Origin of the sequence: Thalassotalea sp. PLHSN55 (assembly GCF_052030545.1) — a bacterium.
In the GTDB taxonomy this organism is placed as follows: domain Bacteria; phylum Pseudomonadota; class Gammaproteobacteria; order Enterobacterales; family Alteromonadaceae; genus CANMXU01.
Genome location: NZ_JBPDIH010000001.1, coordinates 81574 through 97014, shown reverse-complemented (window position 1 = coordinate 97014; position 15441 = coordinate 81574). Strand labels below are relative to the sequence as shown.

13 protein-coding genes are annotated in these 15441 nt (G+C 37.3%); 7 read left to right on the top strand and 6 right to left on the bottom strand.

The window, feature by feature from the left end; all coding sequences use genetic code 11:
• Window positions 1-202 precede the first annotated feature (202 nt).
• From ACRRSQ_RS00435 to efpL, 5 genes are all read right to left on the bottom strand, one after another.
• On the bottom strand, window positions 203-352 hold the full coding sequence (locus ACRRSQ_RS00435; RefSeq protein WP_440873720.1) for a hypothetical protein: 150 nt from the start codon (window positions 350-352) through the stop codon (window positions 203-205).
• 435 nt (window positions 353-787) lie between these two features.
• Window positions 788-2101 (bottom strand): response regulator, encoded by a 1314-nt coding sequence (locus ACRRSQ_RS00430; RefSeq protein WP_440873719.1) that lies wholly within the window; start codon window positions 2099-2101, stop codon window positions 788-790.
• Window positions 2091-2441, bottom strand: coding sequence for an Hpt domain-containing protein (locus ACRRSQ_RS00425; RefSeq protein WP_440873718.1), 351 nt, complete (start codon window positions 2439-2441; stop codon window positions 2091-2093). The genes ACRRSQ_RS00430 and ACRRSQ_RS00425 overlap by 11 nt, the downstream gene beginning before the upstream one ends.
• Window positions 2434-5190: an ATP-binding protein gene (locus tag ACRRSQ_RS00420; RefSeq protein WP_440873717.1), complete on the bottom strand. Its 2757-nt coding sequence runs from the start codon at window positions 5188-5190 to the stop codon at window positions 2434-2436. Before ACRRSQ_RS00420 ends, ACRRSQ_RS00425 begins: the two co-directional genes overlap by 8 nt.
• A 231-nt stretch (window positions 5191-5421) precedes the next feature.
• Complete coding sequence (efpL, locus tag ACRRSQ_RS00415; RefSeq protein ID WP_440873716.1) at window positions 5422-5997, bottom strand: elongation factor P-like protein EfpL; 576 nt, start codon at window positions 5995-5997, stop codon at window positions 5422-5424.
• A gap of 252 nt (window positions 5998-6249) precedes the next feature.
• On the opposite strand from efpL, the gene ACRRSQ_RS00410 reads away from it, so the two are divergent.
• A complete protein-coding gene (locus ACRRSQ_RS00410; RefSeq protein WP_440873715.1) occupies window positions 6250-6888 on the top strand; it encodes a GNAT family N-acetyltransferase in 639 nt (212 codons plus the stop codon).
• A 20-nt stretch (window positions 6889-6908) separates the two neighbouring features.
• Here ACRRSQ_RS00410 and ACRRSQ_RS00405 read toward each other — a convergent pair whose 3' ends face one another.
• On the bottom strand, window positions 6909-8105 hold the full coding sequence (locus ACRRSQ_RS00405) for an EAL domain-containing response regulator (RefSeq protein ID WP_440873714.1): 1197 nt from the start codon (window positions 8103-8105) through the stop codon (window positions 6909-6911).
• A 164-nt stretch (window positions 8106-8269) separates the two neighbouring features.
• Here ACRRSQ_RS00405 and ACRRSQ_RS00400 point away from each other — a divergent pair, with 164 nt between their 5' ends.
• The 6 genes from ACRRSQ_RS00400 (at window position 8270) to ACRRSQ_RS00375 (ending at window position 15403) form a co-directional block, all read left to right on the top strand.
• A complete protein-coding gene (locus ACRRSQ_RS00400) occupies window positions 8270-8944 on the top strand; it encodes a DUF2982 domain-containing protein (protein ID WP_440873713.1) in 675 nt (224 codons plus the stop codon).
• 138 nt (window positions 8945-9082) lie between these two features.
• Window positions 9083-9559 (top strand): VF530 family DNA-binding protein, encoded by a 477-nt coding sequence (locus ACRRSQ_RS00395; RefSeq protein WP_440873712.1) that lies wholly within the window; start codon window positions 9083-9085, stop codon window positions 9557-9559.
• A gap of 370 nt (window positions 9560-9929) precedes the next feature.
• Entirely contained in the window at window positions 9930-10088 is a 159-nt protein-coding gene (locus ACRRSQ_RS00390; RefSeq protein ID WP_440873711.1) for a hypothetical protein, read from the top strand.
• Between the two features lie 353 nt (window positions 10089-10441).
• Complete coding sequence (locus ACRRSQ_RS00385) at window positions 10442-11557, top strand: phosphoserine transaminase (protein WP_440873710.1); 1116 nt, start codon at window positions 10442-10444, stop codon at window positions 11555-11557.
• A gap of 119 nt (window positions 11558-11676) precedes the next feature.
• The gene (locus ACRRSQ_RS00380) at window positions 11677-12846 is read left to right on the top strand and encodes a phosphoglycerate dehydrogenase (RefSeq protein WP_440873709.1); all 1170 of its coding nucleotides are present in this window, start codon (window positions 11677-11679) and stop codon (window positions 12844-12846) included.
• 937 nt (window positions 12847-13783) lie between these two features.
• Window positions 13784-15403, top strand: a complete 1620-nt coding sequence (locus ACRRSQ_RS00375) for a methyl-accepting chemotaxis protein (protein ID WP_440873708.1) — start codon at window positions 13784-13786, stop codon at window positions 15401-15403.
• The last annotated feature ends 38 nt before the right edge of the window (window positions 15404-15441 follow it).

Genomic DNA, 15441 nt, shown 5'->3' with positions numbered 1-15441 from the left:
TTCTAACCTGTAAGGTAATGACGAGCAGTATTTATTTTCCGCCCGAAAAAATGAAAACAAACCTGTAATAAAACCACACAACATTCAATAAAAATACATTTTCATCTGAATAAAAACTCATTAGAGAAAAATATATTAAAACGCTAGAAACAAAAAAGCTGATAAACTTTCGTTTATCAGCTTTTCATTATTACTTATCAAACTATTCGTAAGAGCGCTCTAGCCAAGCGATTTGAAGCTTAAGCTCTGCAATCGTTTTGTTTGCATCTGCTAATTGTTGCTGAGTCGCTTGCTGATCATTTTTTTCATTATTAGTAATTTCACTAATATTTTGAGTATCGTTGTGAGCCATAACCCCTCCAAAAAACCGTAAGTAAAAATGTAATATTTCATAACTGGTTACATAATACTTTTTTTGGAGGCAAAAAAGCAAATTTTTTAGCTAAAATAGTTAAAATAAATATGAGTGATGGCAAGGGCTAAAAGGTCTGCTAGCAGTCATTAAATTGCCAATAACAACCGATTAACAACAGCGAGTAAAGTTAATCGATTTAATATCGCGCCGCTTGTTGTGTCGTGTTTGAATTTTGTTGAATTACATGTGCTTTACGTAAAGCGCTTGGACTGTTGCACGGTTGTGCCATGTCTAATATTCGCAACAATATGCAAAACACAATTAAAGATATCTGCCCAGCAGCGTAATTGGCTTTATATAAACAGCTGCAACAACAAAGTTAAACAGTCCCTAATGAGATAAGGTACAAGCATCTACGAGAAAAAGTTACTTTTATTGAGTCGCTGCAGTTTTGAAAACTCTACTAACAGACGATAAAATTTCTTCCTTACTTGAAGGTTTAATAATATAGCCTTTTAAGCCATACGCTGCCCACTTACGAATAAGTTCTTTATTTTTATTACCGGTAAGCGCAATAACTGGAATATCTTTACCGCCAGAGACTTGTCGAATTTTTTTAGTGACATTCAAACCATCAAGTTTGGGCATAAATAAGTCCATAATAATTAAATCATATTCATGCTGCTTTATTTTTTTCAACGCACATAAACCGTCTTCTGCTTCATCGATTTCGAAGTTTTCTTTAGACAATACATTAACTAACATATCTCTATATAAGGCATTGTCTTCAACGACGAGTATTTTGTTTTTTATAATTAAAGCCGGATCGGCTATTTCAGGAAGCTCGTCACTCAAATCATTAACCAATTCATCATCGACTAATGTGCTAGCAGGTGTTGGTTGCGCTGTTTTGTGCGGGCTTGATTCTTCAATAGCACTTTCTGTTTCAGCTTCTGGCTTTTTGCGCTTCTTAATTGACGGTTGATGGCTAATTAGTCCTTTGCTTTTAATTTCTTTTTCTTTGTTGCAAGTTTGTGCTGCTAATAGTTGACTGATCATGCTATCAAGGCCTGATTTTATGTCGTTTTCAAGTAAAGACAGCAACGGCTTAACATGATTTTCAGTAACTTGATCCATGATTTGTTCGGTAGAAAGCTGTTGTATCTCAGGTTGTTGCTGATAACTTTCTGTTGCTTTTAAAATATCTTCTCTACTTTTTTCTACTTTTCCTAATAGCGCTTTTTTAACTTCGCTGCTGTCATCGATAAGTTGAGCAAGCTGCTCATCTATTTCTTCAAAATTCTCTTCATTAAATTCCATGAATTTAGTGTCTGATGCCGCTTTCGCTAATCCATTGTGCACTATCATGACTAAACGGTATTTTTCATAAAGCGGTTGATACACAAAGTAATTATCAAATAACCCTTTAACACAGCAGCGAAATGCTAATGCCGACTCTTTATTGCTACACAACAAAACACTAAAGTGTGGGTGTGATAATTTGGCGCTTTCAACCAGATCTGAGTAATATTCAATACCACTGGCAACACTTTTTAAAGCAAATAAAATAACGGCAGGACGAGTTGTTGTTAAAAAGCGTGTCGTTTCTTTATTCATCGCAATGGTGCGATAGTGTTCAAAGTGGCTATTGAGGATTTCGACCGCACCATGTACGTCTTCTTCATGATCAAAAACCATCACCACTTGCGGGTGACGGCTGGCCATAATATTCGGCTTAGCTTTCATTTTTTACTGCTCCATATACTGCTTTTAACCCTTGATTGCTTAACATGATAAGCGCTTTGCATTTTTCCTTATCTTGGTCCAGCCCCGCCTGTTCTAGATTCTCTAAATGTTCCGCAACCTGCTCAGCTCCTATCGCTTTAGCAGATGTTTTCAAAAAATGTGCCTCTTCTTTTATCTCAACCAGTTTGTTACTACCAAACAGTTGGACAATTTTTGCCATTGAGACTTTCGCTTGTTGTAAAAATTCAATTTCAAATTTACGGATCAGCGCCATGTCGTCATCACCAATAAGGTTTTTCATCACTTCTCGGTTTAATACTTTTTTCTCTGGTTCATTCATAGACATACCACTTTTTTAATACTTCACGTAGATCCGAAAGTAACACCGGCTTACTAACAAAATCATTCATACCTGCATTAAAGCAACGGTCAGAGTCACCCGTCATAGCTGCTCCTGTTACCGCGATAATAGGGACTTTTTTTCGATTTTCTTCTTGTTCGATGTCTCGAATTATTTTTGTCATTTCATAACCGTCTAGATTTGGCATATGACAGTCGGTCAAAATAATTCTGTAATTGCCTTTTTTCCAATAGTCTCGACCTTGTTCACCGTCGTCGGCCAAGTCACATTCATAACCGAGCTTATTGAGCTGCTTAACAATGATTTTCTGGTTCATAGGGTTATCTTCAACGACCAATACACCGTCTTTTAATTGCTTTTTAGGTTCAACTTCTTCAAGGTCTTCAAGTAGGTCCCCTAAGTCAAGCTCTTCAAATTCCATTTCAAAGCTGTTTTGCCAAAAATTCTTAATCGTTTCAATTAGCTGCACACGAGTAATTGGCTGTGAACTTATCACCCTGACACTAGGATTTGATGCTTTGACATCATCGATAAATGCTTGTTCGACAATAAGGTATACGCGACTTTTATCTTCAATTTTTGACAGTAAATTTTCAATACTGGCTTGAGCTTTATCGTATTTCGGTGCCAATAGCATCATGACATCAAAGCTCTCATCGATATCTACCCCTTGCTGATAAAAATAGGGAGTAACAAGTGCGCCTGCGTCAGTAAGAAACTGCTGGAAGGCGTTTTGAACAGTTTCGATATTTTGGTCGAAGTAAGCCAATACCACTTTCACCGATGAAAGTGACTCTACATCGAGCGCTTTACTTTCTTGTGAGATCCAAAATGGTAATTCCACTTCAAAGCATGATCCCTCGCCTTTGACACTGTTAATGCCAATTCGCCCACCCATCATTTCAGTCAGCTTGCCGCAAATAGCTAAACCTAAGCCGGTTCCACCATATTTACGCGTTGTTGAACGTTCAGCTTGAATGAAAGGCATAAAGAGCTTTTGCTGCGTTTCTCTATCGATGCCAATGCCATTATCGATAATTTTAAAAACAACGGTGCTGACATATTGATTGCTCTCAACAATACCCACTTCAACTTTTACATTGCCCTTTTTATCTTTATCACTATTGGTGAATTTAATGGCGTTGCCAATTAAGTTAAATAATATTTGCCGCACCCGCATTGCATCACCATTGACAAACATCGGAATGCTCGGGTCTTCATAAACATCAATGGTAATATCTCGTTTACTGGCAACAGGAATAAACACCTTAACAACGTTATCTAGAATTTCAGCAATTGAGAAGGCTGTATCTTCAAGCTCTAATTTTCCTGCTTCGATTTTGTTAACATCAAGTATGTCATTAAGGATAAAGACAAGATTTTGTGCCGAGGTTTTAGCTGACGTGATCAAATCCATTGAGTCTTCAGTTTGTTCTGTGGTGGTGAGCAAATCAAGTGAGCCAATAACGGCATTCATTGGCGTTCTTAATTCATGACTCATCATGGAAAGAAAGTCAGATTTAATTTGGTTAGCTTTTTCTGCGTGCTCTTTCGATTGTTGCAGTTCTTTTGTACGTTGTTCTACGTGCGCTTCGAGTTGACTATTCAGTTTTTTCAACTCGTTTTCAGCCGCATGTATGGCAGATTGATCAATAACAATACCGTCAATTCGACAGTTTTCACCTTTTAAGTTCTGGCCAACTTTACCCTTACTAATAAAATAGCGCGTTTCACCATTTGGCATTATTGCGCGATATTGCTGCGTGAATACTTCGCCTGTTACCAGTGACGTTCGTAATGTGTGACTGACTTCTTCAATGTCGTCGGCATGTATCGTTTCCATCCATCTTTCTACATTGCCTTTATCTGCTACTGGCAAGCCAAACATGTTGTTAGCTAAGTCATCCCATTTCCATTGCCAATAGCCATTTTTGTCTATTTCAGCACGCCACAAGCCAATATTACCCACTTCCATGGCAATATTTTTACTTTCAATGGCATCATTTAATGCGCACAGGGTTTCTTTGGCTTGAGTGCAATCAACCAATGATCCCATAGAACTAATCGGTTTTTGATTTTTAGCAAATATTTCGCCTTTAATTTGCAGCCATTTTAATTCATCGCCTACCGCCATTCTAAATTCAAAATTAAGTGGCATTGAGTTATGAACATGTTCATGAAATAGGCGCTGAAAAATTTCTCTGTCACCTTGATAAATAATATCGATGAAATCTTCCCAGGTTAACTGGTAACTAATAGGAAGATTAATGAGTTGCTTAAATTTTTCTGAAAAAATCACTTCCTTGTTTTCAATATTGTATTCCCAAACACCAATATTAGCGCCTTCTATCGCTCGGTTTAGCCTCGATATTTCGACATTTTTGTTTTTATATTCGTCCCGCCAATTTTTAGCTTCCGAGACAAATAACCACAGACATTCATTGGCATCAACTTCCCCGACAATAAAGCGAACAGTTTTAGCACTTGCGCTATTTTCACGCCAACGGGCATACACTTCGCTGCCATTTGAGAAATGAAACAAGGAATGGTCGATATGGCTATCTTTAAAGGTAAATACTTGGGAGATAGGTTTGCATATTAAATTATCACTAGCAGCAGACAAGAGCTTTTCGATATTGTCATTGACACTGACGATCATACCGTTTTGATTGATCACTATGATGGGTAGTGGGCAGCATTGATAGGAGCTACTGTCTTTTCCTTGCATAACAATGTCCTTCTTGTATGTGCATACAATAAAATTTTCTTTTGCTTATTGTTTAAATATAGCAACGAATAAAATTTATTCCTTTATATTGAAGATATTTTTTTAAAGCCAAATGAGTAACTTGTAGCAGTTAACAAATGTTTGCTGCAAAGTTTTTATTAAGCCCTTAAAACAAAAAATCCTTGCTTAATCAAGCAAGGATTTTTTAGTCAAACAATGAAAAAACGCAAACTATTTTGAGTCTGCACGTCCCATAAATTTGCGCTCAGCAGTATTAATTTTAATTTTATCGCCAGTTGAAATATGCTCAGGTACTTGCACCGTTAAGCCAGTTGATAAAATTGCAGGTTTAGTACGAGCCGTTGCCGAACCACCTTTTATTGACGGGTCTGTTTCTATAATAACAAGCTCAACACTTGATGGCAGTTCAATACCAACAGGTACACCGTCAACCTGAATAACTTGAATACCTTGAGTATTTTCATCAATAAACGAAATTTCGTCAGCAATGCTTTCTTTATTCAAGTTATAAGGTGTGTAATCTTCATTATCCATAAAGACATACTCTTCACCGTCAATATAAGAGAACATCACAGGACGGCGCATTAAGTCACCTAAGGTTAACATGTCGCTGTCTTTAAACGTTTCATCAACTTTTAAACCCGTTACCACATCGTACATGCGCATACGGTACAAACTACCGCCTGCTCTACCTTGTGGTACTGAGCGTTCAATATCTCTAATAATATAAACACTATTGTTATATTCAATTGCTGTATTCTTTTTTACATCACTCGCTTTTGGCATCAGTTTTTCCATCAATGATATTTTTGATGAAAAATACCATGATCAGAATTTTATGCAAGGATTTAAGTGTAATAGGCTAATCTCTATGAATTTCAGGAAAACTTATACAACAAACGCCGACAAAAGATGCGATGAAGTCATGCTTGTAATATAATCACGCCACTTTTAACGGTAGTATTTTCACAATAACTACCACTTTACCAATTTAGGCAGTGGCAACGTAAACACTTGCGCAAATTACACTGAAATTATATGAATTTATCAATAGACTTTTTAAAGCCGCAAATTAAAAGCGCATTTGACTGGCAGTTATCACAAGAAATCAATGTATTAAACGAACAGAATGAGATTATTGCCAAAGCTGAAATTGAAATAATTACGCTCAATAAACACCGAGATGCAACGGCAAGTTTAGCGTTGTTAAGCGATGGCGATTATTGTGATTGGACAATTCCATTAACACTTTGCTTTCATAAGCAAAATTTAACAGCCGATCTGTGTGAATTACTTGAAGTAAAAGCCGATACCAAAGCCAAAAGCCATATTTTGCTTGAAGCGATAAGTGTTATGCCTCAATACCGAAAGCAAGGTATTGCTAAGCTGTTGCTCACAGAAATTGCCAATAAATACCCTAAGGTGCAATCAATTAATTTACTTAGCATGCCAATGCACTTATTTGTTGAACCAGAGCATTGCGAAACGCCGGAAAATCAAGCGTATTATCAAGCCTTGGGACTATCAGAAAACAGCATTTCAGCCGACGCGCTAATTGACTGTTTTAATAGTTTAAGCTTTAAATCTCTTGCTATTGATGAAAGTGAACTAGATGAACCATTGCCGTACACTATATTTATTGGCTCACCCAATACGGTTTTAGCCACAGCCAAATAGGAAAATTCAACATGGAGTAGTTAAGTTTGACTATTCCATTGCTTTGCCCAAGGAATAATTTCTTTAGCTGATATAGGCCGTGCTATGTAATAACCTTGGGCAAAATCGCAGCCAATTTCAGTAACCAGCTTCATCACTTCAGAGTTTTCAACCCCTTCTGCCACTGTTTTAATATTGAGTTTGCTCGCCAAGGATAAACTCGTATTAATAAGCGATAGCTGCCCTATCGTTTCTTTGTGATCAATAAAATAGCTTTTATCCAGTTTTAAATAATTTAGCGGTAATTTTTGTAAGCGTTCAACGGTAGAGTTTTCTTTGCCAAAGTCATCCAATGCAATTTCAACACCCTTCATGTGTAAGCGATTTAAGTTAACCAATTCTTGAATAGGGTTATCGGCCAATACACTTTCAGTTACCTCAATGCATAACATATCCGCCGGCATAGAAAATTCTTGCAACAAATGCAGAATCACATCGGCAAATTCGGGTTGCTCTAAGGCAATAGGCGAAGCATTTACCGACAGTTTTATGTGTAACCCCATCTGATGCCATTTACGCCAATTGTGCATCGACTTTTTAAACACCGCCATGGTGATATGCACAATTAAGTCACTTTCTTCTGCTTTATCAATAAATTGATCCGGCGATACTGTGCCTAATCGTGGGTGCTTCATCCGACATAAGGCTTCTACGCCAACAAAAGTTCGTGTGATAAGTTCCACTTGCGGTTGATATAAAACTTCAATATCGTCATTTTTTATCGCACGAATAATTTCATAATTTTTTAACGACTCAGCCGCACTATAGTGTGTTTTATTAAGGCCTATTTTCTGAAATATGGGATGAAAGTCAGATTCATGCATTGGTTTTAATAGTGTGCCGATATAATTGAGCTGATACTTTTTAGCCAGTAATTCTACCGATGAGATAATACGAATAGACACACCACTCATAATAACCAAGTAGCCTTTGTATTTCAGTTGACTAATTTGCTCGAGCAGCTGAATACCGTCAACATTGGGCATATTAAGATCTAAAAAGACTAAATTGATATTGTTGGTTTTTCTAATGATTTGTGTCGCTTCTACCGCAGAGGACGCAGTAAAGATACTGGTAATATCGTAAACTTTGTTTAAAACTTCTGAAACGTAATTTAAGATTGAAACGCTATCATCAACTAATAAAACGTTTAACCAACTGTAGTCTTTCCCTGACATGCTAAGCTCCATTGATACTGTTAACTATAGCGAGAACTATAACTTCCTAGTTATGAGTATTGACAATATTTCCTTAATTGCAACTTTAACCCAATCTTTACAGGTGATATTTTATCATCCAGTGACTGAACCTAAACAAGCACCATAGATTGCACGAGTAAACTTTGAATCTAAATAGCCAAAAACTTATTGAAATTACGCCTATCGCCAAAAATCATCAATATTTTTTGCTGGTTTTAGGGGCGCTGTTATTAGCCATATGTTTGTTACTAAATCGCTATTTTTGGTCAGATTTTAAGCTGCAACTTATGTTCATCATGTTTGCATCTTTTATTATTTTTTTACTCGGCCTAATGAAAGTTTTATCACCAAAGATTAGTTTTCAGTTAACGCCCGCGTCAATAAAGTACTTTCATTCACATGGCCAGTGGCAAATAAGCTGGCCAAACATTGTTAGAATCGATTCGGTGCAAGCATTTGTGCAAGGGCAGTTTTGCGAACTACCTTATGTGGGCATTAAATTAACCTCGCTTAGCGCTATCGCAGATAATATATCACCTCGTTTGGCCAATAAGTTATTGCATGAACAACAAGAGCTTATTCATTTAGCCATTAAAAATAATGAGCTATCGTTAGAACAAGGTATTATCGATTTTTCACCATACCAAGGCTTAGAAAAAACCTACAAAGGGCCTGTTGCTGCATGGCTGCACAGGAGTGAACAGCTATGTCAGGCTTATGGATTTCATTTGTTTTTACCAAAAGATAACGTTGACCGCGATATAAAAGCATTTGTAAAACTGTTAAGGCAATGCCAAAAATTTAGCAATAACAACTAAATAATAGCGGCTTATCCCCACGATGCTCAATGAACCACCATTTAACAAATTTATTGTTTTTGCTGACATAGATATTCTGCTTTTAATGTCAGAATAAGGTTATAATAAAGCTTGCCCGTCGCTAAAAGTAAGTTAGATATGACTCAAGAAAATGAACAATTAAATAATCCGCTTCACGGCTTAAAACTTGATGCTTTATTAGAGCAACTTGTTTCCTTTTATGGCTTTGATATTTTAGCCGAATATACGCGTATTAAATGCTTTAAGAACAACCCTAGCATGACCTCAAGCTTAAAGTTTTTGCGCAAAACCGAGTGGGCACGAGAAACATTAGAACGTTTTTATCTGTACAAATTTAAAAACTTGCCAGAAGCAAGTGAAGAAGAATTTGACATTCCACCACGTCAACGCATTATTCCTGCTCATCAAAAACCCAAAGAGCCTATGGTTCTTATTAGAGGGGAAGCACCACCACCGGTAATTCGCCCGAACAATTTTCATCAGACGGCTGATAAACCCCGTTCAAGCTCGGAAAAAGCAAGAAAAAGCAAACCACAAAGCAGCAATAAAAAACCTGCTGCTCCTGCAGATCCTTGGGCCAATGCACCTAAGTAGTTAGCTATTATACAGATAAATAATGGCTCAAAATTTGTCGAATTTCGACTTTATGCATATGCTTAAGGTGTAACTAGAGCATGTTGATCTTTGACGTATATTTTTGCAGCAGTATATTGCGTATTTATACAAGGCAGCGCCTATGCAGTGTGGTTGTTCCACATAAATAGGCGATAACGTAGTAGAAATGCGCAATAAACGCTGTCATTAAGATTCGATTAAACGTGATTTACTCTGTGTTATAGCTCATTTGTATAGAATAACTATACTTCAATCGCTATGCCTTGATTAAATCACGTTTAATTCGAACAAAATCTATACGTCAAAGGTCAACACGCTCTAGTTTTGTAACGTGGATTAGGAGAGATGTATGGCTCACGAAAACAAACAACGTCAATTAGACGAAAAAACACAGAATCGACAATATCAACATAGTAATAAAACGATTGCAGAGCAGCTCAGTGATGCAAACAAAGAAATTGAAGATCTAAAGCTTCAATTAGCTTGGTTAGATAGGCCTTACGAATAAATATCCTGCGATAGTTTCCTACCCTAGCAAGTCATTCAGTGCCTAAATAGCTCAACGGTTTATTTAATATTTAGGCACTGCTTATCTACTTTTTATCGTTCAAATGCAAACCGCTGTTCACTCAATTTCTCCGCTATTGCCTTCCTATATAACGCAGGCATACCCAACAGAAAACATCCAAAGCGTTTAGTCGCAAATAACAAATGACTACATCAAAAATTTAGTTGAATTTCGCGCTTGAGCATAGTGCAATTATCAGGCACTATTTGGAACGGATTATTTACAATCTAGCTATTATTATAAAAAATTATTTTTACGGGTCATAAAATCATGTGATACCGCAAGGAACATTAATGAAACCAAATATCAAACCGCAAAACCCAAACTTCTCTTCAGGCCCTTGTACTAAAAGACCCGGTTATACGCTTAACAGTTTAAATACAGATTCATTAGGTCGCTCTCACCGAAGCAGTATTGGTAAAGACCGTTTAAAGAAAGCCATCGATGAAACTTCACGTCTTTTAAACTTACCAGAAGGTTACAAAGTAGGCATAGTGCCTGGTTCTGATACTGGCGCAATGGAAATGGCAATGTGGTCGATTTTAGGTCAACGTCCGGTAGATGTGTTTGCATGGGAATCATTTGGCGCAGGTTGGGCCTCAGATGTAGCCAAGCAATTAAAACTCGATAATGCACAAATCGTCACTGCGGAATATGGCCAACTACCTGATTTTTCAAAAGCTAATCCAGATCATGATGTAATTTTTACTTGGAACGGCACAACCTCTGGCGTAAAAGTTGAAAATGCCGAGTGGATCAGCGATCAACGCACCGGTTTAACGATTTGTGACGCAACAAGTGCCGTTTTTGCCATGGAAATCGATTGGAATAAAATTGATGTTGCTACATTTAGCTGGCAAAAAGTATTAGGCGGCGAAGGCGCTCACGGCATGCTTATTTTAAGCCCGCGAGCAGTGGCAAGATTAGAGTCGTATACGCCGCCTTGGCCATTGCCAAAAGTCTTTCGATTAACCAATAAAGGTAAATTAATTGACGGCATCTTTAAAGGTGCAACTATCAATACTCCTTCTTTATTATGTGTTGAAGACTACCTCGATGCATTAGCTTGGATTGAAAGTATCGGCGGTCTACCAGCAGCCATTGAAAAGAGCCAAGGTAACTTACAAGCATTAGTCGAATTTGTACAAGAGCACGACTGGATAGACTTTTTAGCCCAAAGCCCTGAGATATGTTCAAATACAAGTGTTTGCTTTCAACTAAAAGCAAGCGACGAACAAATTAAAGCGATGATAAAACTCTTAGCTGATGAACAAGTCGCGTTTGATATTGGTGCCTATAAAGACGCACCTTCCGGATTGCGAATTTGGTGTGGCGCTACGGTAGAAAAAGCCGATATAGTCGCGCTGCTTCCTTGGTTAACATGGGCATATAATCAAGTAACAGCATAATCTTACAACGGGCAATTAATTTAATTAATTGCCCGTTTTTTTAAGCCAGAATAATAACAGCTAAATAAAAACAAGCTTAAATTTCAACAAGTAGTCTTCATAAAACGTGCGAGAACCCAATGAAAAATATAAGAACATACAACAACATTTCAAGCAAAGGTTTAGACAAGTTTCCGACATCTCATTATGTTGTAAGTGCCGCCTGTGATAACCCAGACGCAATATTACTTCGAAGTCACAAACTGCATAACGAAACCTTGCCTAGCTCGGTATTAGCCATCGCAAGAGCTGGTGCAGGTGTAAACAATATTCCCGTCAGTGACTATACGCCGCAAGGCATAGTGGTTTTTAATACCCCTGGCGCAAATGCCAATGCGGTTAAAGAGCTGGTACTTGCCAGCTTATTGCTTGGCTCTCGCGGTATTACACAAAGCATGAATTATGTTGATTCATTGGCAAACGAAAAAGATCCGCACGAGTTACATAAAAAAGTAGAAGCAGGCAAAAAACAATACGGCGGCTCAGAGCTTGAAGGCAAAACATTAGGCGTCGTTGGATTAGGCGCTATTGGGGCAAAAATTGCAAACCTTGCGTTAAGTTTGGGCATGAAAGTTATTGGCTACGATCCCAAATTAAGTGTAGAGGCTGCATGGCAATTATCTTCAAATGTAACCCGTGCCTCTAACCTTCATTCTCTACTTTCACGTTCAGACTTTATTACCTTGCATGTCCCTGTCGTTGAAGCAACTAAGGGCTTTATTAATGATGAAACACTTGCCGTTTTAAAAGATGGTGCTCAACTCATTAATTTGGCGCGCGGAGAATTAGTGGAAGAAAGTGCGGTTATTGCAGCATTAGATTCAGGTAAACTTACCCGATATATTGCCGACTTTCCAAGTGAAGCGCTTATTGCCCACAGTAAAGCGTTACTTTTCCCTCATCTTGGCGCAAGCACTGTTGAAGCAGAGGAAAACTGTGCGGTTATGGGAGCAGAGCAATTAATCGACTTTCTTGATAATGGCAATATTGTTAACTCAGTTAACTTTCCCGCGGTATCAATGGAGCGAACAACGGGCTTTAGAATTACCTTTGCCAACGACAATGTACCTAAGGTATTGGGCAATGTATTAAATTTACTGGCAGACTTAAATATCAACGTATTAGATATGGTTAACAAAAGCCGAGATGAAATTGCCTACACAATTTTAGATATTGAGCAGCAACCCACTAAAGACTTGCTCGACAAAGTATCAGCGGTGGAACATGTATTTCACGTAAGAAGTGTTTAAATAGTTACTTTAAATCTTTTCTTTAAACAATTAAAAAGGGAGCTAAAACAATAGCTCCCTTTTTCGTTGATTACGCTTGGTAAAGCCAAGTTAAAAAACACTTTATTTGATTCACATCGTCAAATTTAATCAACTGAGAACCATTTTTATCGTGAACAACTAAATTTAGTTTATTCACAGAAATTGATTGTATAGGCGAGCTTATCATTAGCTCTACCCCATTATTTGTATAAGACATAATACACTCTTTAAATTGCGTTAATACGCAGCTTTACTGATATTTCCAAATAAATTTATATATTTATTGCAATACCCAGTAACTTTAGAAAAGCTATATTATTGGTTGCTCGATAAAATTTTAAAAATACTACTAAACAAGACGTCACGAGTAAGACTCGACATCAGACAATAATTAAGCCTAATTTTTATAGTGATGACTGACTGTGAAAGGGAAAGACAAAACTTGTGTTATCAATTGATAACTCGTTAGATAAATGAGAGGAAAATAAATAACCTGCGCATCCTAGGGCAATTTGATTAAAAAGTAAACTTAATTTTTATCATTAGATCATATTTTTACGTTTTTATTATAAAAGTTCTACTTTTACAATTATCAATAAAAAGCAAAGTTAATACGCTTAAAAAAATGGTTAGCTACTGTTTTATAAAGTAAAGATAATCCATTCATCTCACCGTATATGCCTCTTTATAAACTTTAAACACAAGTTATTGTATTTAAAGAAAAATAAAGACCAAAAACTTCACCTACAACTAAAAACAAAAGCTTGTTTTATCATTTTTTATCGAAATATAATTATCTTAAATCAAACAATTATCACTATTTAGCTTATAAATAATTGGTCATTTGTTAATCCGAACTATACTCAAAGATGAGTCCTATACTTAAATTTATAATAATGACGGAAACTCTGTAGCTATGCTTTCATTTAAAACACTAACAATACGCGTCAAAATCTTACTGATCCCTATCGTTGGTTCGGTAGGTTTTGCAATTTATCTATTTACGAGTTTAATGGCGATGTCGCAAATAGTCTCTCAGCTCGACCGAGCCTATGCTGTTGAATATCAATACCTGCAAACTTCTGAGTTCGCTCTAGTGCATTTAGACAAAATTAAAGAAACCCTCGGCAATGCGGTGACGATGGGAGAGGCAGAGTTATTAAGCACATCTGATAAATATGCCGATGAGTTTAGGCAAAAAGTAACCGCTGCTTACAGCATTGATAAAGATAATATTCCGGTATTAAAAACATTGCTGAATGATTTTAATACCTATTATCAGCAAGCAGCATTGCTGTCTAAAGAAATGGTAGATGGCACTATTAACTTTGAAACATTGGGCGATCGCAGCGCTAAAATGTCAGATATGCTCAATGCTTTGCAAGCAAAACTCAACAAATTTCAAGCCAACAAAAACACGGCATTTAATGACGCATTTGAGTCTGTTAGCAGCAAAGTAGAGTCGACTTCAACTATTGGTATTATTTTAGGCGCAATTACTATTATTTTGCTATTTGCCGTTGCTGTTCCTATTTCTAGTGCCATTGTTGCTAGCTTGCAAAGTGTTATTGCCTCATTGAAAAACATCGCCCAAGAAAATGGCGATTTAACCGTTCGTTTATCAACAAACAATAAAGACGAAATTGGCGACCTCGTTTTTTGGTTTAACAGCTTTATTGAAAAATTGCAGGGCGTTATTAAAAACGTCGTTAATACTGCACTGCCACTTGCCGATACGGCAAATAATATATCTCGCTTATCTTCTAACACTATCGACTCTTTTCAACGTCAGTCAGACAGCGTATTTCAATCGCGCCAATCGGTTGAAGAAATGAGCCAAAGTGTTGCTGAAATCACCACCAATGCCGCTGATGCAGCAGACGCTGCAAAACATGCCAACTCAGAAGCAGACAAAGGTAAAGAGGTTGTAGAACAAACCGTTCGAGGCATTCAAGAGCTCGCTGATAACGTGAATCAGGCATCTGAAACGATTAACCAATTACAAGAAGATACCAAAGGCGTGAATGTCGTGTTAGAGGTTATTCGAGGCATTGCAGAACAAACCAATTTACTTGCACTGAACGCTGCAATTGAGGCGGCTCGCGCAGGCGAACAAGGACGAGGTTTTGCCGTTGTTGCAGATGAAGTTAGAAACTTAGCTTCGAGAACTCAAGAATCGACACAAGAAATTAACCAAATGCTAGAGCTGCTTCAAGGCGCGGCAAGCAAAGCGGTAACTATGATGGAGAATTCACAATCAAGTGTCGAACGTGGTGTTAAAAGCGCAAATGATGCGGGCGAAAGCTTAGTAGTTATTACAGAAACGGTAAATACAATTGCCGATATGAACGGCGCTATTGCCGTTGCGACAGAAGAGCAAAATCAAGTTTCTGGACTAATGGTCGGCCATGTTGAAGATATTCAAACGTGCGCAGATGAAGCATCTACTGCGTCAAATGAAATAGCGGAGGTAAGTGAACACTTGTTGAAACTCGCTTCTGAATTAGAAGCAGTCGCAAAACAATTTAAAGTTTAAAAATATTATAAAAACATGTAAATCCTAAGGAAATTTGT